Origin of the sequence: Amycolatopsis sp. cmx-8-4 (genome assembly GCF_046548675.1) — a bacterium.
Classification (GTDB): domain Bacteria; phylum Actinomycetota; class Actinomycetes; order Mycobacteriales; family Pseudonocardiaceae; genus Amycolatopsis.
Genome location: NZ_JAEBDZ010000036.1, coordinates 60597 through 84442 on the forward strand (window position 1 = coordinate 60597; position 23846 = coordinate 84442).

Annotated in this window: 26 protein-coding genes; 10 read left to right on the forward strand and 16 right to left on the reverse strand. The window is 72.5% G+C overall.

What is annotated here, in order from left to right; all coding sequences use genetic code 11:
• Window positions 1–36: 36 nt before the first annotated feature.
• From ACLJQZ_RS42195 to ACLJQZ_RS42210, 4 genes are all read right to left on the reverse strand, one after another.
• The gene (locus ACLJQZ_RS42195; RefSeq protein WP_410626639.1) at window positions 37–1485 is read right to left on the reverse strand and encodes an MFS transporter; all 1449 of its coding nucleotides are present in this window, start codon (window positions 1483–1485) and stop codon (window positions 37–39) included.
• A 149-nt stretch (window positions 1486–1634) separates the two neighbouring features.
• Window positions 1635–2573 (reverse strand): R2-like ligand-binding oxidase, encoded by a 939-nt coding sequence (locus tag ACLJQZ_RS42200; protein WP_410626671.1) that lies wholly within the window; start codon window positions 2571–2573, stop codon window positions 1635–1637.
• Between the two features lie 8 nt (window positions 2574–2581).
• Entirely contained in the window at window positions 2582–4162 is a 1581-nt protein-coding gene (locus tag ACLJQZ_RS42205; RefSeq protein ID WP_410626640.1) for a CocE/NonD family hydrolase, read from the reverse strand.
• A gap of 57 nt (window positions 4163–4219) precedes the next feature.
• Window positions 4220–6223 carry an MMPL family transporter gene (locus tag ACLJQZ_RS42210; RefSeq protein WP_410626641.1) on the reverse strand — a complete coding sequence of 668 codons (2004 nt, stop codon included), beginning with the start codon at window positions 6221–6223 and terminating at the stop codon, window positions 4220–4222.
• A gap of 368 nt (window positions 6224–6591) precedes the next feature.
• On the opposite strand from ACLJQZ_RS42210, the gene ACLJQZ_RS42215 reads away from it, so the two are divergent.
• The gene (locus tag ACLJQZ_RS42215) at window positions 6592–7848 is read left to right on the forward strand and encodes a helix-turn-helix domain-containing protein (protein ID WP_410626672.1); all 1257 of its coding nucleotides are present in this window, start codon (window positions 6592–6594) and stop codon (window positions 7846–7848) included.
• Between the two features lie 33 nt (window positions 7849–7881).
• Here ACLJQZ_RS42215 and ACLJQZ_RS42220 read toward each other — a convergent pair whose 3' ends face one another.
• Both ACLJQZ_RS42220 and ACLJQZ_RS42225 read right to left on the reverse strand, forming a co-directional pair.
• Entirely contained in the window at window positions 7882–9864 is a 1983-nt protein-coding gene (locus ACLJQZ_RS42220; RefSeq protein ID WP_410626643.1) for an amino acid transporter, read from the reverse strand.
• A gap of 109 nt (window positions 9865–9973) precedes the next feature.
• Window positions 9974–10603: a hypothetical protein gene (locus tag ACLJQZ_RS42225; RefSeq protein ID WP_410626644.1), complete on the reverse strand. Its 630-nt coding sequence runs from the start codon at window positions 10601–10603 to the stop codon at window positions 9974–9976.
• Window positions 10604–10776: 173 nt separating this feature from the next.
• Here ACLJQZ_RS42225 and ACLJQZ_RS42230 point away from each other — a divergent pair, with 173 nt between their 5' ends.
• On the forward strand, window positions 10777–11526 hold the full coding sequence (locus ACLJQZ_RS42230) for a short-chain dehydrogenase/reductase (RefSeq protein ID WP_410626646.1): 750 nt from the start codon (window positions 10777–10779) through the stop codon (window positions 11524–11526).
• Between the two features lie 9 nt (window positions 11527–11535).
• Here the strand turns inward: ACLJQZ_RS42230 and ACLJQZ_RS42235 are convergent, their stop codons facing one another.
• The gene (locus ACLJQZ_RS42235) at window positions 11536–12096 is read right to left on the reverse strand and encodes a TetR/AcrR family transcriptional regulator (RefSeq protein WP_410626647.1); all 561 of its coding nucleotides are present in this window, start codon (window positions 12094–12096) and stop codon (window positions 11536–11538) included.
• Between the two features lie 94 nt (window positions 12097–12190).
• On the opposite strand from ACLJQZ_RS42235, the gene ACLJQZ_RS42240 reads away from it, so the two are divergent.
• From ACLJQZ_RS42240 to ACLJQZ_RS42250, 3 genes are read left to right on the forward strand one after another with little or no spacing between them, the layout of a single operon-like run.
• Window positions 12191–13531 carry an FAD-dependent oxidoreductase gene (locus ACLJQZ_RS42240; RefSeq protein ID WP_410626649.1) on the forward strand — a complete coding sequence of 447 codons (1341 nt, stop codon included), beginning with the start codon at window positions 12191–12193 and terminating at the stop codon, window positions 13529–13531.
• Window positions 13532–13582: 51 nt separating this feature from the next.
• On the forward strand, window positions 13583–13741 hold the full coding sequence (locus ACLJQZ_RS42245) for a hypothetical protein (protein WP_410626650.1): 159 nt from the start codon (window positions 13583–13585) through the stop codon (window positions 13739–13741).
• Window positions 13738–14103, forward strand: a complete 366-nt coding sequence (locus ACLJQZ_RS42250) for a putative quinol monooxygenase (protein ID WP_410626652.1) — start codon at window positions 13738–13740, stop codon at window positions 14101–14103. Before ACLJQZ_RS42245 ends, ACLJQZ_RS42250 begins: the two co-directional genes overlap by 4 nt.
• Here ACLJQZ_RS42250 and ACLJQZ_RS42255 read toward each other — a convergent pair.
• Window positions 14069–14671, reverse strand: coding sequence for a TetR/AcrR family transcriptional regulator (locus ACLJQZ_RS42255; protein ID WP_410626653.1), 603 nt, complete (start codon window positions 14669–14671; stop codon window positions 14069–14071). The two genes, ACLJQZ_RS42250 and ACLJQZ_RS42255, sit on opposite strands and share 35 nt — an antisense overlap.
• A gap of 113 nt (window positions 14672–14784) precedes the next feature.
• Between ACLJQZ_RS42255 and ACLJQZ_RS42260 the strand changes: the two genes are divergently transcribed.
• Window positions 14785–15546 carry a class I SAM-dependent methyltransferase gene (locus ACLJQZ_RS42260; protein WP_410626673.1) on the forward strand — a complete coding sequence of 254 codons (762 nt, stop codon included), beginning with the start codon at window positions 14785–14787 and terminating at the stop codon, window positions 15544–15546.
• A 1-nt stretch (window position 15547) separates the two neighbouring features.
• Here the strand turns inward: ACLJQZ_RS42260 and ACLJQZ_RS42265 are convergent, their stop codons facing one another.
• Together ACLJQZ_RS42265 and ACLJQZ_RS42270 are read right to left on the reverse strand one after the other, a co-directional pair.
• Complete coding sequence (locus tag ACLJQZ_RS42265) at window positions 15548–16285, reverse strand: ABC transporter permease (protein WP_410626654.1); 738 nt, start codon at window positions 16283–16285, stop codon at window positions 15548–15550.
• Window positions 16278–17102: an ABC transporter ATP-binding protein gene (locus ACLJQZ_RS42270; protein WP_410626655.1), complete on the reverse strand. Its 825-nt coding sequence runs from the start codon at window positions 17100–17102 to the stop codon at window positions 16278–16280. Before ACLJQZ_RS42270 ends, ACLJQZ_RS42265 begins: the two co-directional genes overlap by 8 nt.
• Before the next feature lie 63 nt (window positions 17103–17165).
• Here ACLJQZ_RS42270 and ACLJQZ_RS42275 point away from each other — a divergent pair, with 63 nt between their 5' ends.
• Window positions 17166–17789, forward strand: a complete 624-nt coding sequence (locus ACLJQZ_RS42275; RefSeq protein WP_410626674.1) for a TetR/AcrR family transcriptional regulator — start codon at window positions 17166–17168, stop codon at window positions 17787–17789.
• Between the two features lie 3 nt (window positions 17790–17792).
• Here ACLJQZ_RS42275 and ACLJQZ_RS42280 read toward each other — a convergent pair whose 3' ends face one another.
• From ACLJQZ_RS42280 to ACLJQZ_RS42305, 6 genes are read right to left on the reverse strand one after another with little or no spacing between them, the layout of a single operon-like run.
• Window positions 17793–18227 carry a VOC family protein gene (locus ACLJQZ_RS42280; protein ID WP_326953849.1) on the reverse strand — a complete coding sequence of 145 codons (435 nt, stop codon included), beginning with the start codon at window positions 18225–18227 and terminating at the stop codon, window positions 17793–17795.
• 41 nt (window positions 18228–18268) lie between these two features.
• The gene (locus tag ACLJQZ_RS42285) at window positions 18269–18946 is read right to left on the reverse strand and encodes a haloacid dehalogenase type II (RefSeq protein WP_410626656.1); all 678 of its coding nucleotides are present in this window, start codon (window positions 18944–18946) and stop codon (window positions 18269–18271) included.
• 36 nt (window positions 18947–18982) lie between these two features.
• Complete coding sequence (locus ACLJQZ_RS42290; RefSeq protein ID WP_410626657.1) at window positions 18983–19930, reverse strand: NAD(P)-dependent alcohol dehydrogenase; 948 nt, start codon at window positions 19928–19930, stop codon at window positions 18983–18985.
• Between the two features lie 60 nt (window positions 19931–19990).
• The gene (locus ACLJQZ_RS42295) at window positions 19991–20377 is read right to left on the reverse strand and encodes a VOC family protein (protein WP_410626659.1); all 387 of its coding nucleotides are present in this window, start codon (window positions 20375–20377) and stop codon (window positions 19991–19993) included.
• Complete coding sequence (locus ACLJQZ_RS42300; RefSeq protein WP_410626660.1) at window positions 20374–20745, reverse strand: SgcJ/EcaC family oxidoreductase; 372 nt, start codon at window positions 20743–20745, stop codon at window positions 20374–20376. Before ACLJQZ_RS42300 ends, ACLJQZ_RS42295 begins: the two co-directional genes overlap by 4 nt.
• Window positions 20742–21350, reverse strand: a complete 609-nt coding sequence (locus tag ACLJQZ_RS42305; RefSeq protein ID WP_410626662.1) for a hypothetical protein — start codon at window positions 21348–21350, stop codon at window positions 20742–20744. The genes ACLJQZ_RS42300 and ACLJQZ_RS42305 overlap by 4 nt, the downstream gene beginning before the upstream one ends.
• Before the next feature lie 85 nt (window positions 21351–21435).
• Here ACLJQZ_RS42305 and ACLJQZ_RS42310 point away from each other — a divergent pair, with 85 nt between their 5' ends.
• The 3 genes from ACLJQZ_RS42310 (at window position 21436) to ACLJQZ_RS42320 (ending at window position 23723) form a co-directional block, all read left to right on the forward strand.
• The gene (locus ACLJQZ_RS42310) at window positions 21436–22398 is read left to right on the forward strand and encodes a LysR family transcriptional regulator (protein ID WP_410626664.1); all 963 of its coding nucleotides are present in this window, start codon (window positions 21436–21438) and stop codon (window positions 22396–22398) included.
• A gap of 102 nt (window positions 22399–22500) precedes the next feature.
• A complete protein-coding gene (locus ACLJQZ_RS42315; protein WP_256474731.1) occupies window positions 22501–22632 on the forward strand; it encodes a hypothetical protein in 132 nt (43 codons plus the stop codon).
• On the forward strand, window positions 22629–23723 hold the full coding sequence (locus ACLJQZ_RS42320; RefSeq protein ID WP_410626666.1) for a YeiH family protein: 1095 nt from the start codon (window positions 22629–22631) through the stop codon (window positions 23721–23723). Before ACLJQZ_RS42315 ends, ACLJQZ_RS42320 begins: the two co-directional genes overlap by 4 nt.
• Window positions 23724–23846: the final 123 nt, after the last annotated feature.

Consider the following 23846-nt stretch of genomic DNA (forward strand, 5'->3'; position numbering starts at 1 on the left):
CTTCGAAGAAACTGTATTTCGGCCGAACTGCGAGTGTCAATCACGGGAAACGCCGTACTCATCGGGAAGCGGAGAACCCACGGGCGCGATTGTCACCGGGGGAAGGATTTTCCGCGCCCGGAATACCGTCAGGGCCACGACCGCCCCGGCGAGTTCGAGACCGGCCGCGACCAGCAGCCCGGCCGTGTAGCCGCCGGCCAGCGCCGGCCCGGCCGCGACGCCCGCGTCGAGCCGGGCGGCGCGCACGGCCGTCAGCACGGCGCCGACGAGCGCGACCCCGAGGGCGCTGGACAGCTCCCGGGACGCCGTGAGCAGGCCCGACGCGGTACCGGCGTGTCGTTCGGCCACGACTTCCAGCGCGTGCGAGGTCAACGGCGTGGTCAGGGCCGAGCCGGCGCCGATCAGCAGCAGGCCGGGCGCGCGGGGCAGCACTTCGGGGATGTGGTTGACCAGCGCGACGGCGAGCAGCCCGAGGGCGACGACGACGAGCCCGGCAGCGACCGTCCGGTGCGGCCCGAACCGCGTCACGGCCCACGGCACGGCCGGTGTGGCGGCCATGATCGCCACCGCCACCAGGATCAGCGGAAGCCCCGCCTGGACCGGGCTGAGCCCGAGGGATTCCTGGTGCAGCAACGGCGTGAAGAAGAAGACGCCCGAGACGCCCAGGCCCCACAGCAGCTGCACGGCGAGCGCGCCGACGAACACGCGCTGCCCGGTCAGGTCCGGCGAGACCAGGCGTTCGCGGGCGCGCCGCTCGCGGACGGCGAACCAGCCGAGGAACCCGAGCCCGCCCGCGGCGAGCACCGACGGGATCACGTCGCCGGTGCGCGTGTCGTCGCCGAACTCGACCAGGGCCACGGTGAGCAGGACGAGCCCGGCCGTCACCAGCGTCATCGATCCGATCGCCGGGCGGCCGCCGCCCGGGCCGCGGCGGGCGCCGGCCGTCACCGGCAGCAGGGCCAGCATCACCGCGACGAACGGCAGGTTGACGAAGAAGATCCAGCCCCAGCCGAGGTATTCGCTGAGCAACCCGCCGAGCGTCGGGCCGAGCGCCAGCGCGATCGCCAGGCTCGCCGTCCAGATCGTGGCGCCGACGGCCCGCCCGCGCGCGTCCAGGTTGGTCCGGAGCAGGCTCAGCAGGCCGGGCACCAGGAACGCGGCCGCCAGGCCCTGCAGCACCCGCGCGCCGACGAGCACCCACGCGGACCCGGCCAGGCCGCCGATCGCCGCGCCGAGCCCGAACGCGAGCAGCCCGGCGGACAACGTTAGCCGCTGGCCCCAGCGGTCGACGAGCGTGCCCGCGACCAGCAGCAGGCTCGCGAACGGGAGCATGTACCCGATGCTGACCCACTGCAGGGACGAGAGGTCCAGCGCCAGGTCGCGCGCGATGGACGGCACCCCGGCCGCGACGATGTTGTTGTCCAGGGTGGTGACGAACGCGCCGAGCGCGACCACGACCAGCGTCGGCGCCTTCCGGCCGCTCACGACGACCACCTCCAGATCTGTCGGGGAACGTCGGCGGGTCTGCCGCGGCTGGTCGTGAGTGGTAATGAGGGTTAGAACCCGAATTGCCACTCACGACCAGCTGCGGCAGGGGCACCCGCTGGAACCCGGCGGGGTTGCCGGGCGCAGTGCTAGGCGGATTCGCCTGCCGTGTCCTCGTCGAGGAAGTCCTCCTCGAGCTGTTCCGGGCTGTAGTCGAGGTCGATGGACGCGACCGGCGTCCCGCGCGCGGCTTCGATCGCGCGCAGGCGGCGCATCGCGTGGTCGGCGGCGTACTCCATGACGCCGTCCAGCCGCAGGTCGAACGGGTCGCCGTCGAGCCGCGCGGTGGTCCACTCGATCTGCGCGATGGCGTGCGGCAGCAGGGCCTGCATCTCGTCCTGCACGATCTGCCAGTTGCGGTCGTCGGCCGCGACGTGGCGGCGGCAGGTGAAGGTGCCCCACGCCATGTGCCGGCGTTCGTCGTCGCCGATGCGGCGGATCAGCTCCTGCATGCCGGGCAGGATCCCGTGCGTGCGGCAGGCCCGGTTCCAGACGAAGTACCCGGTCAGCGCGAGCACGCCTTCGACGACGTGGTTGTAGACGACGGACGCGCGGATCTGGTTGGCGGGACTGGGATCCTCGCGCAGCCGGCCGAGCGCGGTGGGCAGCGCGTCGTAGAAGATCGCGCGGTAGCCCGGGTTGTCCTCGACGTGCTCGTGCAGGTTGCCGGTGACGCCCACGGCGTCGAGCCAGAGCCGGAACACCTGCGTGTGCTTGGCTTCCTCGAAGCAGAACTGCGTCAGGTACATCTCGTCGGCGAAGCGGCCTTCGGCACCCATCGCGGCGAGGAACGGCTGGATGTCGTGGGTGACGGCCTCCTCGCCGCCGGCGAACTGCGCGCACAGCATGGTCGCGGCGAAGCGCTGCTCGTCCGACAGCGCCGCCCAGTCGACGGCGTCCTGGGTGAAGTCCAGGTCGGCGGGGTTCCAGAACTTCGCGTTGCCCTTGGCGAACAGCCGCAACGGCAGGACGTCCCAGTTGAGCCCGCCCGCGCGCAGGGCCGTGAACTCCTCACGGGTGCCGGGCATGGTTCCGGTCACGGCGTCACTCCAGTCTTTCGCACGGGTACCTCCAGCCACGACGGGTCGGCCGCTGTCGAGACGAAGCCCAGTCGGCCATCGCCGGTGTTCCAGTCGAGAAACAGCGGGTCCTTGGAGTCGACGACCAGGGCGAGGTGGTGGCCGGCGGCGAGGGTGTAGGCCGTCGGCGAGAAGTCCAGGTCGACCGGCTGTGGCCGCCCCGGCGTCGCGTGTTTCCAGCTGTAGGGCAGGTAGTCGACAAGGCTGCCGGTGCCGAGCGGGTCGACGTCGTAGACGTAGGCGACGACCGACCCGACGGTGGCCGGCGGCACCACCGTGAGGTGCGCGCGCAGCGAGCCGCGGAGCTGGGTGACGGCCTTGACCGGCGGCTGGCTCCAGACCGCGCCGCTGCCCCGGTCGACCTGCCAGAGGAACGCCGTCGGCGGGTTCCCGCTCAGCGCTTCGAGGCTGTAGGTGGCCAAGGGAATCCCGCCGTTGGCGACGGTGTCGCGGTTCGCGGCGATGCTGCCGCTCCAGGCGGCGGGCGTGGCCTGCAGCGTGTCGCGGCCGAGGTAGGACCGCGACGGCGAGGCGACGAAGGACGGCCAGTCCGCGTGGTACTCCGGACGTTGCGTCCCGGGGCGAGCGCGGGTGACGACCGGCGGTTCGGTCTCGATCGACGTGTCGGTGCCGGCGACGTGCGCGTCGAACCAGCGGTAGACCGACGTCCAGGTGTCGCTGGGCAGGCCGAGCAGGCCGCCGGACTCGGAGGCAGCGTGGTCGCCCGGCACGAACTCGGCCCGCTTCGGCCCGGTGAGCCGCTGGTACAGGTCGGCCATCTGCCCGGGCTGGAAGACCGTCTCGCTCCAGGTCTGGATGGCCAGCACGGCCGGGTGGTTCGCGTTGATCCGGTCCACGTAGGACGACGGCGAGCGCGGCCGGGACCAGTCGATCACGGCCTGCGAGTCGGCGTCGGAGATCGCCGGCTCCAGGAACTTGGTCAGCATCGTGTCGGTCTCGGGGCTGAGCGTGCCGTTGGCCTTGCCCGACAGGTAGAGCACCAGCCCGGCGAGGCCGTGGCGGGTGTCGTTCTGGGTCAGCGACGCGACCAGGTCCGCCCAGCCGCTCAGCGAGGCGACGGCCTTGATCCGCGCGTCGAACCCGGCCGCGATCAGGCCGATCCCGGCGCCGTAGGACACCCCGCCGACGCCGATCCGGGCCGGGTCGGCGGCCGTGTGGGCGAGCGTCCAGTCGATGACCGTGGAGACGTCGGTGATGTCGTCGGGCCCGGCGACCTCGACCGCTCCCCCGGACTCGCCGAAGCCGCGGGCGCCGTAGGAGATCACCACGTAGCCGCGGTTGGCCAGGTCGCGCGCGGGGATGATGTTCTGAGTGCGGCCGCCGCCCCAGGCGCCGATGAGCACGGCGAGCGGGTGCGGCCCGGGCGACGACGGCTGCATCACCATGGCGCCGAGGGTGATGCCCCCGGTCGCGGGCACGTCGGCGAAACTGGTGGCGAATCCCTCGGGCGTCGCGACGCCCGGAAAAACGGCGGCGGTCACGGCGATGACCATGGCGGCCGCACCGGCGCGAATCATTTCGGCGGTCTCCTTTCACCGGGTTGTTTCGGAAACTAACAACGCGCCGGAATGGAATCAACGGTCGGTGGGTGTCAAGACTTCGCGGTTGTCATCCGGCACCGGAATTGCTGCGGAACGGTGCTCACGCGGACGCAACCGGCGCGGGAACCACCAGTTCGCGGCACCGAGCCGGACCATCACCGCGGGGACCAGCAGGCAGCGGATCAGCACGGCGTCCAGCAGCACGGCGGCCGTCAGCCCGACGCCCGCTTCGCGCACCACCCGCGCGTCCACGAAGGCGAACGAGACGAACACCAGCGCCATGATCACCGCGGCGGCGGTGATGGTCCGCCCGGTCGAGACGAGCCCTTCGACGATCGCGGTCCGCGTGTCCGCGCCGCGGCGCCACTCCTCCTGGATCCACGCGATGAGGAAGACCTCGTAGTCCATCGACAGCCCGAACAGCCCCGCGAAGAGGAACACCGGCAGGTACGGCTCGACGGGCGCACCGAACACCCACACGACCACGCCGGTGGTCGCCGCGGCGGTGAGCAGGTTCATCACCGCGGCGGTCAGCGGGATGAGCACGCTGCGGAACACCCAGGCGAGCACCAGCACCGAGATGCCCACGACGCTGAGCAGGAACAGCGGCAGCCGCCCGGTGATCGCGGCGGAGAAGTCGGCCTGGGTGGCGACGACGCCGCCGAGGTGGACGTCCGGGCCGCCGACCGTGCGGATCCACGCGAGCAGGTCGGTGGTGGCCGGGTCGTCGGGCGCGGTCCGCGGCACCACCGTCAGGACCGCGACCGGTCCGGGCAGGTAGTCGGGCGGGCCGACGTCGGCGCGGGTCAGCAGGGTGACGCGCAAGGCCGTGACGGCCGCTCGATCGGCGTCCGTGGTGACGTGGCGGACGACCAGCACGGGTCCGTTGGCGCCCGGCCCGAAGCCGTCTTCCAGGAGTTCCGCGGCGACCTTCGTGACGCTGCCCGGTGGGTCCAGTTCCGCGCCCGGGACGCCGAGCCGCAGGCCCGTCATCGGGAGCGAGAGCACGGCGATGACCAGCACCGCGGCCACCGCGTACGGCGCCGGACGCGACGTCACCGAGCGCGCCGCCCGCGGCCACAGCCCGCCCGCGCCGGCCGGGCGGACGCGCATCCGGCGGCCGAGCAGCCGCAGCAACGCGGGGAACAACGTCACCGCGGCGGCCATCGTCAGGAGCACGGAAACCGTTGCGGCGACGGCGATCCCGTCGAGGAACGCCATCCCGACGGTGAACATGCCGAACAGCGACACGCACACCGTCACCCCGGCGAAGACCACGCTCCGGCACGACGTCGCCGCGGCGGCCGCGAGGGCCTGTTCGGCGGCCAGGCCGTCCTGGATCCCCTGGCGGTAGCGGGTGAGCGCGAACAGCGCGTAGTCCACGCCGACGCCGAGCCCGAGCAGCGCGGCGATCTCGGTGCTGATCTTCGGCACGGTCATGACGTGCGACAGCAGCGCGACGACCGCGAGCGCGCAGCCGACCGACGCCGACGCCGTCAGGACCGGGAGCAGCACGCACGTCAGCGAGCCGAAAGCCAGCAGCAGCACCAGTGCGGCCGCGACCAGCCCGATCCCGGCGTTGCCGAGGTCGGGCGCCGCGGCGGTCATCGAGGCCAGCTGACCGGACGCCCCGGCGGTCACACCGGCGCCGCGCACGACGTCGGCGAAGTCGTCGGCCACCGCCTGCCCCAAGGTCTCGGCGTCGGCGTCGAACCGGACGTCCAGCACGGCGACGCGGTGGCCGGCCGACACCGGCCCGGGATCGACCGAGACGACGTGCGGCAGGCTCCGCAGCCGGCCCGCGAGCGCGTCGACCCGGGCGCCGTCGGCGGTTCGCACGACCACGCGTTCCCGGTCCCCGCCCGCGCCGCGCAGGAGGTCCGCCGCCACGGAGCTGTCCGCCGCGGGCAGGGCGACGGTGTCGCGGTAGGCGACGCCGGTGTGCTGCGCGGCGAAGAGGAGCCCGCCGAGCGCGAGCAGCCAGCAGGCGAGCACCCACGGCGCCCGCCGGAAACACCACGCCACGAGCGCCGTCATCCTGTCCTCCCCGGTCGTGAGCAGCGGAAACAGCTGATCACGCTAACAACCGCGGCGCGGGCGAAGATACCGTCCGGCTTCACAAATCGGCCCGGCGAACCCCGTCCGGACGTGAGTGTTCGCCGCCCCGCGGCGTTGTCGGACGTTGACAAGTTCTTCGGGCCGGTTGTTCGCGATGCGACAGAACGTCACCCGCACGCAAGATCAACGGTTGCCAAATCGGACCTCGTATGAGTACATGGCGTGCGCGGTTGATGTCGGAGCGTCAGGCGCGACGTGAGAGCACGCGGCAGATCGCGGACTTCACCGGGGAAGTCGCAGCCGTCGTGCGGCAAGGGGTGGCAGTGACGCGGACGACCGGAGACCGGGTGGTCTCGAACGACGTGACACACCTGGTTCCGTTACCTCGGAGCGCGGGCCAGGCCCGCCGGCTCTGGTGCTCGCTGCCGACCGAGATCGCGCGGCGGTTCCGGCCGCACGCCGATCCCGTCGCGCGGCGGATCCTCGAAGAGATCCAGCGGTCCGTGCCGGAGTACGCGAAGCCCCTCGAAGGGGAGTTCGGCAAGGTGATCGTCCAGGCGATCGAGCAGGCTGTCGTCAGCTGCATCGACAGCATCGAAGACCAAGGGGCCACCCAGGACGACTGGGCGAAGCTGTTCATCGAGGTCGGCAAGCGCGTCCACCACGACGGCGGCAGCCTGAACTCGCTGCAGGCCGCCTACCGCGCGGGCGGCCGGGCCGCCTGGCGCTACATCTCCCGGTTCGGCCAGGTCCACCGCCTCCCCGCGGCGATCCTCTGCGTCGGCGCCGAGGCCATCTTCGCTTACGTGGACGAGATTTCGTCCTACTCGGTCGAGGGGTACACCCTGGCCCAGGCGCGGGCGACCGGGACGCTGGAGCGCCGCCGGAGACGGCTGCTCGACCTGCTCCTGGCCACCCCGGCCTCGGCACCGGCCACGGTGGCGACGATGGCCAAAGCCGCGAAGTGGGAGATCCCGGAGTGGATCACCGTCATCGCGCTCGAACCGCGGGACGAGCAGCAACTGCCCTCCGCGCCTCAGGTGCCGGACGACGTGCTGCTCGACCTCGAAGGCAGCGAACCCTGCCTGCTGACCCCGAACCCGGACCGCGACCTGCGCGCCCTCGAAGCCCGGCTGCCCGGCTGGCGGGCCGCGGTCGGCCCCCGCGTCCGGCCGCCCGACGCGGCGACGTCGCGGCACTGGGCCCGCAAGACCCTCGACCTCGTCCGGGAGGGGCTCGTCGAAGACCGGGCCGTGACCCACTGCGGGGACCACCTCTCGACGCTCTGGCTGCTGCTGGACCGCTTCCTGCTCGACCGGCTGTCGGATAAGGTGCTCGCCCCGTTCGCGGGACTCACGGTCAAGCAGCAGCTCCGGCTGGCCGAGACGTTGCTGAGCTGGCTGGAGCACAACGGGAACACCCCGGACATCGCCCAGGCGCTCGGCATCCACCCGCAGACCGTGCGCTACCGCGTCGGCCAGCTGACGGGCCTGTTCGGCGACCGGCTCGCGGACCCGCTGCACCGGCTGGAGCTGCAGATGGCGCTGCGGGCCCACCAGCTCCTCGGCACCCGGCCGCCGGAGGCGTCCGCCGACGACGAGTGACCGGTCCGTCGCAAGTAGACGGCAGCCGCGAACTCAGCCGCCGACGTGGATGCCGGGCCGGCGGGCGGGATCGGCCTCGCTGGTCCGCAGGATCTCGCGGACGACCGGGGCGGTGTCGCCGCGGCCGAGGATCAGGTAGCGGAACAGGTGCCCGAGCGGATTTCCCTCCGACCACTCGAAGTGGCACTGCGGCCGCACGCCCGTCGCGTCCCGCAGCGCCAGCAGCACCGCGGCGATCGCGTTGGGCGCCGCCGGGCTGTCCGCGCGCAGGACCCGGTAGCCGTCGACCTCGACGCCCCGCACCTGCAGCACGTTGCTGAACTCCGACGGGTCGACGACGTCGATCTCGAGGAAGAGCGCGGCCGCCGTGCCGGGCAACGGGTTCATGCTGCGCTGCTCGGCTTCCTTCGCGGAGTACTCGGCGAGGTCACCGCCCTGCCGGTGGTTGGCGATGATGTGCAGCGCGCCGTCGTCGGCCAGCGACTCGGTCACGAACCGGCGGGCCGGCTCGTCGAACTCGATGCGCTCGGCCCGCAGCTCGGTCGTGCGGGACACCCGCGAAACCAGGGACACCACGATGATGCCGAGGATGAACAGCGCCGAGATGGCCAGGCCGTCCGGCTTCTCGATGACGTTCTCGACCAGCGCGTACAGCAACACGAGCGTCAGCACGGCGAACCCGATGGTGCCGGCGTGCTGCTTGCGGCGGATCGAGGAGATCGTCACCGCGACCGCGCCGGAGACCATCATGGCGAGGATCCCGGTGGCGTAGGCGCCGGCCTGGGCGTTGACGTCGGCGCCGAACGCGACGGTGATCAGGACACTGATCACGGTGTAGACGAGCACGACGGGCCGGACCGCGCGGCCCCACTCCGGCGCCATGCCGTAGGAGGGCAGGTACCGCGGCACGATGTTGATCAGGCCGGCCATCGCCGACGCCCCGGCGAACCACAGGATCAGCACGCTGGAGACGTCGTAGACGGTGCCGAAGGCCTCGCCGAGCTCCTGGTGGGCGAGGTAGGCCATGGCGCGGCCGTTGGCTTCCCCGCCTTCCTTGAACTTGTCCGCGGGGATCAGGACGGTGGTGATGAAGCTCGTGGCGATCAGGTAGACCGACATGATCAGCGCCGCGACCGTGAGCAGCTTGCGGGTGTTGCGGATGCGCGACTCGAGCCGCTGCTCGTCGGTCTTGCCCTCGGCCGCGACCAGCGGCATCATGCTGACCCCGGTCTCGAAGCCGGACATCCCGAGCACGAGCAGCGGGAACGCGACGACGGCCGGCCCCACGATGCCGCCGAACCCGCCGCCGCCCGAGGTGAGCGCGTCCGACCACCGCGACAACGCGGCCGCGTCCGAGAACAGGTCGACGCCGGCGACGACCACGACGACGGCGTTGAGCAGCAGGAAGACGGCCACGAGCGGGATGGCCACGCCGACCGCCTCGCTGAAGCCCAGCAGGAAGACGCCGCCGAGGATCAGCAGCAGGACGACCGTGATCAGCACGGCGTGGCCGTGCAGGAACCCGGGCAGGTACGGGTTTTCGAGGAGGTGGACCGACGCGTCCGCCGAGGACAGGGTGATCGTGATGATCCACGACGTCGCCACGAACCCCAGCAGCACCAGCACGAAGACCTTGCCGCGCCAGAACGGCAGCAGGTCCTCCAGCATCGCCACCGACCCCTGCCCGCGCGGGCTTTCCCGGGCGACGCGCCGGTACATCGGCAGCATCCCCAGCAGGGTCAGCGCGACGATCAGCAACGTCGCGAGCGGCGACAGCGCGCCGGCGGCGAGCGCGGCGATGCCCGGCAGGTAGGACAGGGTGGAGAAGTAGTCGACGCCGGTGAGGCACATGACCTTCCACCACGCCTGCGGGCTCGCGTGGTCCTCGGCCGCCTCCGGGCCCGCCGGCGCGACCCGGTGCTCCAGGAGCCACCGCACGGTCCGCCCGGACGGCGGTTTCGCCGTCACGGGACTTTCGACGACGGCCGGAACCACGAACTCTGGTGCGGTGCTCAAGCTACGACTCCCCGATCGGCGGCGTGCACTCCCGGGCGCAACAATGCCGGACCGGCGCAGGGGCGCTTTGCCCGGCCCCTCGCACACCGATCACCCGCGGCCGGCCGGGTCAGCGCGGCGGGTACCCCGCGGCGCCCGGCGTGGGGCGGCCGCACCAGACCGCCGTCGGCTTGACGATCGCGAGGGTCAGCGTCGCGGCCGCCGGGATCAGGACCATCAGCAGGCCGGCGATCGGGCCGCCGAGGTACATGCCGCCGATGCCGGCGCCGAAGTGCATGAGACCGACCGCGTCCAGCACGACCGACACGACGGTCACCAGGATGGCGAGCCCGCTGCCGACGATCGTGAGCAGCCGGCCGATCGGCTTGCGCGCGAACAGGAGGATGCCGCCGCCGAGCAGCGTCCCCGCGAGCACCACGTCCAGCAGCAGGTAGACGATGATCAACCAGTACCCGAACCCGATGCTCGCCAGCCCGATGACGCTGCCGATCACACCGACGAGGTACAGCAGCCCGCCGAGCACCGCGAGCACGCCCGCGATGATCGCCGTGGCGCCGTTCGGCTTCGGGGGCGGCATCCCGTAGGGCGACTGCGGGTACGGCGGCGGGTAGCCCGGCTGACCGGGGTACTGCTGCGCGGGGAACCCGCCCGAAGGGGCCGGGTAGGGCTGCTGCCCCGGGTACGGCTGCTGTCCGGGGTACGGCCCCTGCGGCGGGCCGGGGTGCTGCGGGTACGTCATGGTGTCCTCGGTCTCGGCTGACCGCCCCCCAACGGTGCGCCACCTCGCTCCGGCGGCTACGGCCGAGGTCAAGCCTCTCACGCGCGCCCCAGCCGCGGCGGCGGAACCGGGAGACTGCGTGGCACTTCCCGTACGTTCGACACCGGGTGGTTCCCCACGACTGAGGACGGCACATGGACCTGGATCTTCGCGGCAGGCGCGCGCTGGTGACCGGCGCGTCGAAGGGCATCGGGGCGGCGATCGCCGAGGTGCTGGCCGGCGAGGGCTGCCACCTGCACCTGGCGGCCCGGAGCGCGGACGCGCTGGAGGCCCGCGCGCACGAGCTGCGCGAGGCGTACGGCGTCGAGGTCACGGTGCACGTCGTGGACCTGCGCGTGGCCGCCGACCTCGAGCGGCTCGCCGCGGCCACGACCGACGCCGGCATCCTGGTGAACAACGCGGGCGACATCCCCGCCGGCTCGCTCGACCAGGTCGGCCCCGAGCAGTGGCGGCACGCCTGGGACCTCAAGGTCTTCGGCTACGTCGACCTCACCCGGCTCGTCTACGCGCGGCTGCGCGAAGCCGGTCACGGCGTGATCGTCAACGTGATCGGCACCGGCGGGGAGCGTCCGACGGCCGGCTACATCGCGGGCGGCGCGGGCAACGCCGCGTTGATGGCCTTCACGCGGGCGCTGGGCGGCGTCGGCCCGCGCGACGGCGTCCGCGTGGTCGGCGTGAACCCGGGCCCGGTCGCCACCGAGCGGATCACGGCGATGCGCGCGGCCAACGCGGACGTCGACGCGAGCTTCGCGGCACTGCCCTCGGGCCGGGTCGCCGAACCGCGCGAGGTCGCGGACCTGGTGACGTTCCTGGCATCCGACCGCGCCGGCTACATCAGCGGCACCATCGTCACCATCGACGGCGGCCGCGCGGCGGCAGGCTGACCACGATCGTCACTCCGGGGCCGGGCCGGTGAGGATCCGGCGGATCACCGGGGCGGCCCAGGCGGTGAGCCGGGCGGGTGACATGGCCGTCCCCGGCGTCTCCAGGACGTAGCGCGTGGTGGCGATCCCCAGCAGGAACGAGCCCAGCAGCGCGGCCCGCTCGCTCGCGTGGTCCGGGGCGGCCTTGGCGAACGCCGGCGCGACCTGCGCGCTGAACAGCTCGCGCAGCTTGCCAGCGGCCTCGGGGCTGGTCATCGCCGCGCGCAGCAGCGCGAGGAACGTGCTGTCGTGGTCCCAGGCGACCAGGAACCGCGGCAGGATCTCGGCGCCCAGGTCCTCCGGCGCGACGCCGGCGAGATCCGGCAGGTCGAGCGTGAAGTCGGCGGCGGCGGTGAACAGGCCCTGCTTGCTGCCGAAGTAGCGGATCACCATGGCCGGGTCGACGCCGACGTCGGCCGCGACCGTCCGCAGCGTCGTGCGCTCGTAGCCGTCCGCCGCGAACCGTTCCCGCGCGGCCGACAGGATCTCGGCCCGGGTGGCCTGGGCGTTGCGGCTTCGCGAGGGTGCCATGGGACGAGGATAAGTCACCCACCGTTGACTTGCTCGCCCGGACCGGCTTACCCTCGATAAGTCAACGCTCGGTGACTTGAGAGGCAGTGGTGACATGGACCAGGAACGTCCCGTGCTCGTCGTCGGCGCCGGACCGACCGGGCCGACCGCCGCGATGGAGCTGGCGCGCCTCGGCGTGCGCGTCCGGATCGTCGACCGGGCGCCCGCGCCGTCGACGACGTCGAAAGCGCTGGCCATCCAGGCCCGGACCCTCGAACTGCTGCGGCCCCGCGGCGTCGGTGACGAGATGGTCCGCCGGGGGCAGCGGGCTTCGGGGACCGCGATCTACGGGCGCGGCCGGAAGCTGGCGACCGTCGAGCTGGACCGGGTTCCCGGGCGGTACAACCACATCCTGCTGCTTCCCCAGGCCGAGACCGAAGAGCTGCTGGCCGAGCAGGCGCGCGCGCACGGCGTGGAGATCGAACGCGGCGTCGAGCTGCTCTCCTTCGAGCACGACGCGCACGGCGTCCGCGCGGTGCTGAAGGACGGCGACGGCGGCCACGAGACGGTGCACGCCGCGTACCTGATCGGCGCGGACGGCGCGCACAGCGGCGTCCGGCACGCCCTCGACCTGCCGTTCAAGGGCCGTGCGATGGCGCAGCGGTACCTGCTGGCCGACCTGTACCTCGACGGCGACGTCCCGGAGGACCAGCTCTCGATCTTCCTCGCCCGGGACGGTTTCGTCGCGGTCTTCCCGATGGCCGGGCACCGGTTCCGGTTCATCGCGACGGATCCCGGACCGGGCGGCGACGACGACGTGCCGGAACTGGCCGCACTGCAGGACATCTGGGACCACGTGGCACCGCTGCCGGCGCGGCTGCGCGACCCGAACTGGCTCTCCCGCTTCCGGATCAACAGCCGGCACGTGCCCGCGTTGCGCGCCGGCCGGGTGTTCCTCGGCGGCGACGCCGCGCACGTGCACAGCCCCGCGGGCGGGCAGGGGATGAACACCGGGATCCAAGACATGATCAACCTGTCGTGGAAGCTGGCCCTGGTGCACCGGGGCCTGGCCGCGCCGGCGCTGCTCGACACCTACCAGACCGACCGCGTCCCGGTGATCGCCAAGCTGGTCCGCGCGACCGAGACGGCCACGAAGGTGTGGAACTCCACCAATCCCCTGGTGCACCGGATGGTCACGACGATGGCCCCGATCGCGCTGAGCCGGGATTTCGTGCAGGACAAGGCGACCGCGATCCTCGGGGAAACCACAGCGAGCTACCGCAAGAGCCCGATCGCCGCCGGGGCCGGCCGGCTGGGCCCGCTGCGCGCCGGCGACCGGGTGCCCGACGTCGACGTCGTGGCCGAGGGCGGCGTCCGGCGGCTCTACGACTTGCTCGACCTGACCAAGCTCACCGTGCTCACGACCGGACCGAACGTCGAGATTCTCCTTCCCTAGCAACGGGTTTTCACCATCCACAAAGGCCGGATCGCGGCAGCGCAGCCCGGCTTGGTCGGCGGCGACGCCCGGATCGCGGCGGAACTCGCGGCGAAACCCGGCGTCCTGGTGATCCGGCCCGACGGCTACCTCGCCGCCGCCGGTACCGATCCGGCGTCGGTGACTTCGTGGCTGGGCAAGTGGTTCCCCGTGAACGGAGAGGGCCGATGACCGTGCTGCCCGAGCCGGACGCCGATGAGACCGGGCCCTACACCCATCTCGGCTTCGCCACGGCCAAGCCGGGGTGCGCGGACCGGGTCGAGGAGCTGATCCTCGGGCTGGTCGAGCCGCTGCGGGCGGAGGAGGGCGCGCTCGAGTTCCACGTCCACCGGGATCGGGCCGACCGGGACACCTTCGTGATCTACGAGATGTTCCGGTCGAAGGCCGACCTGGACAAGCACCTGGCCCAGCCGTACACGCAGGAGTTCGTCCGGGCGATCGAGCCGCACGTCACCGGGCCGCTGCGGCAGCAGTTCCTGCGGATGAGCAGTCCGCTGCCTACAGCAGGCGCCGCTGCACGACGTCCGCGATGACCGTCGCCACCAGCTGGTCGACCTCCCCGGCCGGCGGCGGCCCACCGCGGCGGCCGGCGAACAGCAGGTGCCCGGCCCCGATCAGCGACAACGCGACGTTGTCGACGTCGGCGTCCGCGGCGATGCGGCCCAGCGCGCGTTCCTCCGTGAGGTAGGCCGCGAACATCCCGCGGGCCTCGGCGAGCACCGGCACCCCGTGGGGCAGGCCGGAGCGGCGCAGGCGAGTGCGGACCTCGTCGCGGAAGAAGACCAGGCTGACCATCGCCAGCGCGATCGGGTCGAGCAGTTCCGTCAACGCCGCGGCGAGGTTGCCCGCGACCGTGCCCGTGCCGGCCGCGGCGCGCAGTGACCCGGCCTGGTCGTCGACCCGGGCGATGCGTTCGTGGACGAGTTCGGCCAGGAACTCGTCGAAGTCGGCGAAGTGCCGGTGCAGCACACCCTTCGCAACATCGGCCTCCGTCGTCACCGAACGGCTGGTCAGCGCGCTCGGCCCATCCCGGAGCAGGACGCGCTCGGCGGCGTCGAACAGCTGCCGCCGCGCGTCGCGGATGTGCACCCCGGTCGGCACCCGGCCTTCCTCCCTTGCCCGTGTGGGCAAGTGCCCACTATGGTGGGCGCATGCCCACTTCCCCTTCGGAACAGCCCTATTCTGCCGGAACCGCGCCCCATCGGGCCCGGCGGATCGCGGAGTCGTTCGGGGTCGATCCCGGACGCTACGACCGCGCCCGGCCGCCCTACCCCGCCGCGCTGATCGAGCGGATCCTCGCCGCCGGTCCCGGCCGCGACATCCTCGACGTCGGCTGCGGAACCGGCATCGAGGCCCGGCAGTTCCTGGCGGCCGGCGGCCGCGTGCTCGGCGTCGACCCCGACGCGCGGATGGCCGGGTTCGCCCGCGAGACCGGCGTCGACGTCGAGGTCTCGACCTTCGAAGCCTGGGACCCCGCCGGCCGGACGTTCGACGCGGTCGTCGCCGCCCAGGCGTGGCACTGGGTGGACCCGGTCGCCGGCCCGGCGAAGGCCGCCGAAGTGCTGCGGCCGGGCGGCCTGCTGGCCGTGTTCGGGCACGTCTACGACATGCCGCCCGGCGTCGCGGAGGTCTACGCGGCCGCGCTGAAGCGCGTCGCGCCCGACTCCCCCATGAGCGTCGCGGGCCACGACCGCTCCGCATTGGACATCTACGAGACGATGTTCGCCGCGGCCGCCGACGGCATGCGCCAGGTGCCGGGACTCGGCGAGCCGGAACAGTGGCGGTTCGACTGGGAACACCCGTACACGCGCGACGAATGGCTCGACCTGCTGCCCACCACCGGCGTGCTGACGCGGCTCCCGGCCGACCAGGTCGCCGAGGTCCTGGCCGACGTCGGCGCGGCCGTCGACAAGATCGGCGGCCGGTTCACCTTGCCGTACACGACGTTGGCGGCCGTCGCCCCGCGCGCCGGCTGAGTCACCCCCGCAGCCGGCTCAGGCCGCGCTCCAGCCGCACCACGGCGACGCCCCCGGCGACGACGGCGAGCCCGCCGAGGACCGCGGCCGCGCGGAAGACGTCGCCGGACTGCCCTTCGACGGCGCCACGCAGCATCGTCATCGCCCAGTAGCCGGGCGAGATCGGCGCGATCGTGTGCGCCCAGCCCGGCAGCATCACGGCCGGGATCAACGCGCCGCCGAGCGAGGAGACGACCAGCGAGCCGACGTCGCAGACCGCCGACAGCTCGCCGTGGCTGCGCACGAGCGTCGCCACCGCGGTGCCGATGGCCAGCAGCGTCAGGCTCCAGACGAGCACCGCGAACCCGAGCAGGACCGGCGACGCGGGCGCGGGCATGCCCACGACGTAGTGCCCGAACACCAGCAGCAGGGCCTGCTGCGCCACCAGGACGGTGAACACGGGCACCGCCTTGCCCGCCAGCAGTTCCACGGCGGTCGCCGGGGTGGCACGCAGCCGGTCCCACGTGTGCCACGTCCGCTCCGACAGCAGCGCGGTGCCCACAATGGACAGTGCGAGGACGGTGAACATCACCAGCAGGCCGAGCACGGCCTGGGTGGCGCCGTCGACGATCGACGCGGCGAAGAGCGGCTTGAACACCAGCATCAGCACCATCGGCATCACCGCGTAACTGATCAGGTGACCGGGATCGCGCAGCCGCAGCACCGCGTTGTGGTGCACCAGCACCGAAAACCTACTCATGCGCCACCGCCCGGTAGAGGTCGTCGAGGGTCGGCCGGCGCAGCTCGACGTCGCGGACGTGCGCGGACGTCGTCGCCAGCACGCCCGCCAGCGCCGCCCCGGGATCGGTGGCGGCGACGCGGATCTCGCCGTCGTCGGTGCTGAGCAGGATCTCGCCGGGCAGCCCGCCGAGCAGGTCCGCCGCGGTGCCGCGGGCGATCACCCGGCCACCCTTGGCGACCGCGAGGGTCGCGCCCAGTTCGGTGAGCTCGGGCAGGTAGTGGGTGGTGTAGACGACCGCCGCGCCGTCGGCGGCCGCGGCGCGGACGGCGGCGAGCAGCGCGGCCCGGGTCTGCGGGTCGACGCCCGCGGTGGGTTCGTCGAGCAGCAGCAGGCGGGGCCGGTGCAGCATCGCCGTCGCCGCCTGGGTCCGCCGTTGCTGACCGCCCGACAGCACGCCGACCCGCCGGTGCAGAAACGCCGTGAGCAGCAACGCGTCGGCGATCCGGTCGATCGCCTCGGCCAGCGCGCGGCGGCGCAGCCCGGCCAGTCCGCCGAAGAGCCGGAGCGTCTCGGCGACGGTGACGTCGGGGTAGAGCGCGGGTTCCTGCGGTGCGAAGCCGAGCAGGGCCCGGGCGGCTTTCGGTGCCCGGCCGCCGATCCGCACCTGACCGGCGTCGGACGTGGCCAGGCCGGCCACCAGCCGGGCGAACGTCGTCTTGCCCGCCCCGTTGTGGCCGACCAGGCCGACCACCTCGCCGGGCTCGGCGCGCAGCGTGAACCCGGCCAACGCGCGGGTCGCGCCGTACCGCTTCACCAGATCGGTGACTTCGAGCATCCCCCACCTCCAGTCTACGGTGTAGACCAGGAATCTACACCGTAGACTGACCCGGTGCGCAAGATGAAGACCGGCCGGCGCGACGAGATCGTCGACGCGGCGATGACCCTGGCCCGGGAGAAGGGGCTCGGCGCGGTCTCGATGCGCGCCGTCGCCGGGCGGCTCGAGCTGACGCCGATGGCCCTCTACGGCTACTTCCGCGGCAAGGACGACCTGCTCGACGCGATCGTCGGCCGGCTGCTCGGCCTGCTGCCGGAGCCCGATCCGGGCGCGCCGCCGCTCGAGCGGCTCAGCCTGCTCGCGGGCGGTGTGCGTGTCCTCGCCAAAGAACACCCCGCCGTGGTGACCCTGCTGTTCACCCGGCCGTCGGTCACCGAAGACGCCGTCGTCGCGGTCGACCGGATCTACCAGGCGCTGCTGGACGCGGGGGTCCCCGACGCCCACGTCGCCCGCCTCGAACGGCTGCTGACCACGTTCGTGCTGGGGTTCGTGATCTCCGAGACGCAGGGCCGGTTCTCCGACGGCAACCGCGACATGCGCTCACGCCGCGCGTTGCTCGGCCCGGACGAGCTGCCCGCCCACCACCGCCTCGGCCCGCTGCTCGACCCCCAGGTCGACTGGGACACCGAGTTCGACACCGACCTCGCCGACCTCGTCACGGTGATCGAGCGGGTCGCCGTCCGCTGAGGCTCAGTCCAGGCAGAACTCGTTGCCCTCGACGTCCTGCATGGTGATGCACGACTCGTTGAAGCCGTCGGCCAGCAGCACCCGCTCCTGGACCGCGCCGAGCGCGACCAGCCGCGCACTCTCGGCCTGGAGGGCGGCGAGCCGCTCGTCCCCCACGAGCCCGGTGCCCACGCGCACGTCGAGGTGCACCCGGTTCTTGACGGCCTTGCCTTCGGGGACGCGCTGGAAGAACAAACGCGGCCCTTCGCCGGTGGGATCGACGCAGGCGAACGCCGAGCCCTGACGCTCGGGCGACAGGGTGCGGTCGAAGTCGTCCCAGGTGTCGAACCCCTTCGGCGGCGGCGGGAGGACGTACCCCAGCACCTCGCACCAGAACCGGGCGACCCGCTCGGGATCCGCGCAGTCGAAGGTGATCTGTACCTGCCTGACCGAACTCATCGGCCCACCCTAGCCGGATCGGCATGTCGACACCCGCCGATTTACCCGCCCAGCTGGTCGGCCAGATCGGCGAGGCCCTCGGCGTGGAGGTCGAACCGATCCGAGGACGCCGGCGGGTCGCCGACGGGCCGGACGACGTACGCGGTCCGGAGGCCGGCCTTCTGCGCCCCGCGCAAGTCCCACGCGTGCGCCGCCACCATCAGCAACCGCTCCGGCGGGCCACCGGACACCGCGACCGCCAGCTGGTACACCGCCGGGTCCGGTTTGTAGGCCCGCGCGTCCTCGGCGGAAAGCGCCTGGTGCCACCGCAACCCCGCGTGGGCGTTGAGCCCCAGCAGCGCCGTGCGGCTGGCGTTCGACAGCCCGATCAGCGGGAACCGCGTGGCGAGCCGGGCCAGACCGTCCACTGTGTCCGGCCACGCGGGGAGCCGCCGGGCCGACACCGCGAGCGCGGCCGGGTCGGCGATCCCAGCGGCCTCGGCGACAACCTGGGCGGCTTCGCGGTCGAGGACGTCGCTGACGACGTACGGCCGCTCGCCGTCGGCGATGCGCCGCTGCTCGGCCTCGATGTGGCCCTGCCACCGCCGCACGAGGTCGTCGACCACCGGATCCGCGAGGGCGGGCCCGGACTCACGGATACCGGCGCGGATCCCGGCGGGTTCGTCGACGAGCGTGCCGAGCACGTCGAACACCACGGCGTCGAACTCGAAAGCCGGCATCGTTCTCCCTTTCGGCAGGCCGAACGCCAACCTAGCTCAGGACAGGTCGACGACGATCTTGCCGCGCACCCCGCCCCGTTCCAGCGCGCCGTGCGCGGCGGCGATGTCGGCCAGCGGGAACACCCGGTCGACCTGGGGGCGGATCGCCCCCGCCGCGACCCAGCGGCCCAGCTCGGCCAGCAGTGGCGTGGTCGGGTTGCCGCTGAAGAAGCGGACCCACCGGCGCCGGCGCAGCGCGTTCGCCGCGATGTAGCCCAGGGAGCGGACCGGGCGCCCGGGCTCGAAGGCGATCGTGACCATCCGGCCCCGCGGCGTCAGCAGACGGCGGAAGGCGGGCAGTTCGGTGCCGACCGTGTCGAGGACGACGTCGAAGCGGCCCAGCTTTCCGGGCGCGCGGTAGTCGATCGCCTCGTCCGCGCCCAGCTCCCGCACCAGGTCCAGGTTGCCCGCGCTCGCCAGGCCGGTGACGTGCGCGCCCATCGCCTTGCCGAGCTGGACGGCGATGTAGCCGACGCCGCCGGTCGCGCCGCGGACGAGCAGCCGCTCGCCGGGCGCGAGGGCGGCCAGGTCCCGCAACGCCGTGATCGCCGTGGTCCCGACGGCCAGCGCGACCGCCTGCACCGCGTCGAGTCCGGCCGGGACGTGGTCCAGCCGGTCGGCCGGCAGGGCGACGTACTCCGCGGCCGATCCCAGCCGCCGGCCCAGCACGCCCCAGACCAGGTCGCCCGCGGCGAACCGGCCGGTCCCCGGCTCGACGACCTCGCCGGCCAGATCGACCCCGACGCCCTTGGGGAACTTCCTGCCGGTGAACGGGCGTAGTTTCCCCGCGCGCACGGTGGATTCGCCGCCGTTGACCGACACCGCGCGCACCCGGACCAGGACCTCGCCGGGGCGCGGCCGGGGCACGGGCGCCGTGGTCACGGACAGGACCTCAGGCGGTCCGTAGCGGTCGTAGGTCGCGAGCCGCATCGAAGTGGATAGCATTCTCCACTTCTAACACGGGAACCGGCCGCAGCACGCGAAGTGAGAAGAGCGCCGGTGCGATCACCCCGCTTCAGTGTTGATGCCGGGCGGCAGGAAACCGTGCTCGGACAGGTCGAACCAGTTCCCTTCCGGATCGATCGCCCGGTACTCGGCGAACGGGCGGTCGCCGCCGCGCAGGACGGGCCGCGGCACGCCGGCCTCGGCGAGGCGGTCGGCAACCGGCGGGATGTCCGCGACCTGGAAGCCGAAGTGGTTGAAGCCGGTCGCGACGTCGCCGTCCAGCCGCTGCTGGATGAGCGCCAGGTTGAGGTACCCGTCGGTGACGAAGCAGCTGCCGTCGGGGTCGGCGTGGAACAGGTCCATGCCGAACTGCTCGCAGTAGAACGCGGCCAGCCGCTCGGCGTCCTGGACGACGAACGCGAGGTGCCGCAGCCGGGGGCGGGTCATCGAGGGGGTCCCTTCGGGATCATGTTGTGGAAGGCGGTGATTTCGGGAGCGCCGGTGTGCCGGACCACGGCTTGGGCGTGCGTCAGGACGCCGGCGGGCGCGATCTCCGACATCGCGTGCACCAGGGAGAGATCAGGCGCGAGCCGGCGGATCAGCGTCACCGACGCCGACAACGTCGTCCCGCGATACGCCGTGGCGAAGAGCCGCGCGTGGCCCGATTCGACGGCGTCACGCCCGGAAAGCGCTTCGCCGCGGACGTTCACGAAGTCGACGTCGGCGGCGAAGACCGAGGCGAACCGGGCGGCGTCACCGCGCGCCCACCCGGCCGTCATGGTGTGCCACAACGCGCGGATCTCCTCGTCCGTCACGCGGGCACCCCCGCCGAGGCGAGCACGCGCAGCGAAACGGGTGCGCAGTCGCCGTCCCACGCGGCCAGCGAGTAGTAGAACCCGCCGTGCTGCCGTTCCAGGTAGCAGACGACGTTCAACGGCCAGCCCGCGCTGCGGAAGACGTACTCGTCCATCGGGGTCGGCCGGTCGCTCAGCGGCCGGTCGCGTTCGCACTCCGGGCCGAGCCGGTGCCAGTCCGGGTGCAGGTGGATCGAGCCGAGGAGGTCGAGGCCGCGGTCGTCGCCGTCGCGGGAGATGCGGAGCAGATCGGCGGGCGCGACCCACCACGCGCGCACGGCGTTCTCGTACGCCGAGCCGAACCGCGGGACGATCGTCGTCGCGAACTCCGCCCGCGCGCTGGGATCGGTGGTGCGGGCGTTGCGCGCGAAGGCGATGTCCGACACCAGCAGCGCGTCCTCGGCGACCGTGCCCAGCAGCACGCCGAAGCAGGGTCTCGGCGTGTCGGGCGTGATGCAGGCGTACTCGGCGGCCGCGGCGTCCAGGAATCGCCGGACGACGTCGTCGGAGACCAGGGCGGGGAGCGCCGTCTTTCCGCTCAGCGGAACACAAGCCAGGACTGTCACGCGGAGGAACGTAACCGGGCCGCGGCGGGGGCGGCCATGATCGTCACGGGATCGGCGCTATTGCATCAGGCGATAATGTTTCGGGATGCGTCTGGAGATCCGGCACCTGGAACTCGTCGTCGAGGTGGCGGAAGCCGGCAGCCTGCGGCGCGCCGCCGCGCGGCTGCACCTGAGCCAGCCGGCCGTGACGACGCAGCTCAAACGCATCGAGCAGTTCGTCGGCGGCGCGTTGTTCCTCCGCTCCCCCGAAGGCGTGGTGCCGACCCACACCGGCGCCGAACTGATCCGGGACGCGCGCAACCTGCTGCGCCAGTTCGACGCGCTGCAGCGCACCGCCCGGGTGAACGCCGCGAGCGAGTCCGGCGCGCCGGTGAAGGTGGGCGGGATCCCGGCGCAGCAGTTCAGCCTGCTGGTCAACACCCTGACCGCGATGCTGCCGCGCCGCGAGGTCACCAGCCGCACGATCCGCGAAACCGGGACGCTCACGGCGTTGCTGCGCTCCGGCGAGCTGGATGTCGCGGTGCTGCGCCAGTTTTCGGGGTTCCCGGTGAGCCCGCCCGACGGCGTCGAACACCGGTTGCTGGTGCGGGAGCCGTTCTTCATCGGCGTCTCGCGGCGGCATCCGCTCGCCGAGCGCGGCGAGATCGAGCTGGCCGACCTCGCCGACGAGAAGTGGGTCATGCCCGACCCGGACGACAGCGGGATGAACGAGTACTTCGCCCGGGCCTGCGCGGCGGCCGGGTTCGAGCAGCGCATCGCGCACCTCACCACCGAGGCGCACGTCGCGTTCGCGCTGACCGCCGAGAACCGGGGTATCTGCCTGCTCTACCCGATCGGCACGCCGCGCGACGGGCTCGCGACGCTGTCGCTGGCCGGCACGCCGCTCTCGCGCGACCTGGTTCTCGCGTGGCGCAAGGACTCCCGGCTGGCATCGCTCGTGGGCGAGGTGTGCGCCAAGATCGAGCACGACTACCTCGCGCTCGTCGAGGCTTCGCGGTTCTACCGGAAGTGGTGGCACGGCGGCGGTTCCGCGTTCGCCCTCCCGTGAGCCGCCGGTCGCCGTCAAGGGCGAACCGGACAACTCCCACCCCTTGGACGCGGGTGCCGCGCGCTGTCCAGTGCGCGTACCGGCGCCTACAGTCCTGCAGTCATGAGTTCCGATTCAGACCGCGAACCGGCGCCGCGCATCAGCGCCGACTGGGCCGCCGTGGCGGTCGCCGCCGTGCTGGTGGCGCTGGCCGCCTTCGGCTTGCTGCCGACGATCACCTTCCTGGTCAAATGACGACGCCGACCGACACCACCACCCGAAGCGGTGGGCTGACGGCGATCCCCGTCCTGCGCTACCTCCCCGGCCTGTTGCTGCTCGTCGCGGTCGGCATCGTGGGAACGCTGGCGCAGAACGGGGTGCGCAGCATCGGCAAGGCGACCGGCACCGCGCTGCCCGACCTCGAGTACGTGCTGTGGGCGATCATCCTCGGCCTGCTCATCCGCAACACCATCGGCGTCCCGGCCGTCTTCCGCCCGGGCGTCGCGACCTACGAGTTCTGGCTGAAGATCGGCATCGTGCTGCTCGGCGCCCGGTTCGTGCTGGGCGACCTGGCCAAGCTCGGCGGCCTGAGCCTCGGTCTGATCCTCGTCGACATGGCCGTCGCCACCACGGTGATCCTCCTGGTGGGCAAGGCGTTCAAGCTCGGCGGGAAGCTCTCGTCGCTGCTGGCCATCGGCACGTCCATCTGCGGCGTCTCGGCGATCATCGCGGGCCGGGGCTCCATCGACGCCGACGACGAGGACTCCGGGTACGCCATCGCCGCGATCCTCGCTCTGGGCGCCGTCGCGCTGTTCACCTTCCCGCTGATCGGGCACGCGCTGAACCTGACCGACACCCAGTTCGGGCTGTGGGCGGGCCTGGCCGTGGACAACACCGCGGAGACGACGGCGACCGGCGCGGCCTACTCGCCGCACGCCCAGGACGTCGCCGTCGCGGTGAAGAGCACCCGCAACGCGCTGATCGGCCTGGTCGTGCTCGGGTACGCGGCCTACTGGTCGACCCGGGGCGGCAAGGCCGTCGCGAGTGGACTGAAGGGCCGCGCCGGGTTCGTGTGGCGCACGTTCCCCAAGTTCGTGCTCGGCTTCGTCGTGGTGTCCGCGCTGGCGACCGCCCACGTCTTCTCGAAGGCCGACGTCACCAGCCTCGGCAACCTGTCGAAGTGGGCGTTCCTGCTGTGCTTCGCCGGCGTGGGCCTGAACTTCGACCTCCGGGAGATGGCCCGCAGCGGCTTCCGGCCGCTCGTCGTCGCGGCGCTGGGCCTGGTCGTCGTGGCCGCGTGCTCGCTCGGGCTCGTGCTGCTGACCTCCCAGTGGTTCACGCTCTAGTGTCCTGCGCCGGAAATTCGTGAGATATATCGGGCGAGCGAGTCGAGGATCTCTTCGGCAGTCTTCTTCCACACGAACGGCTTGGGGTCCTCGTTCCAGTCCTTGATCCACTCGCGGACGTCC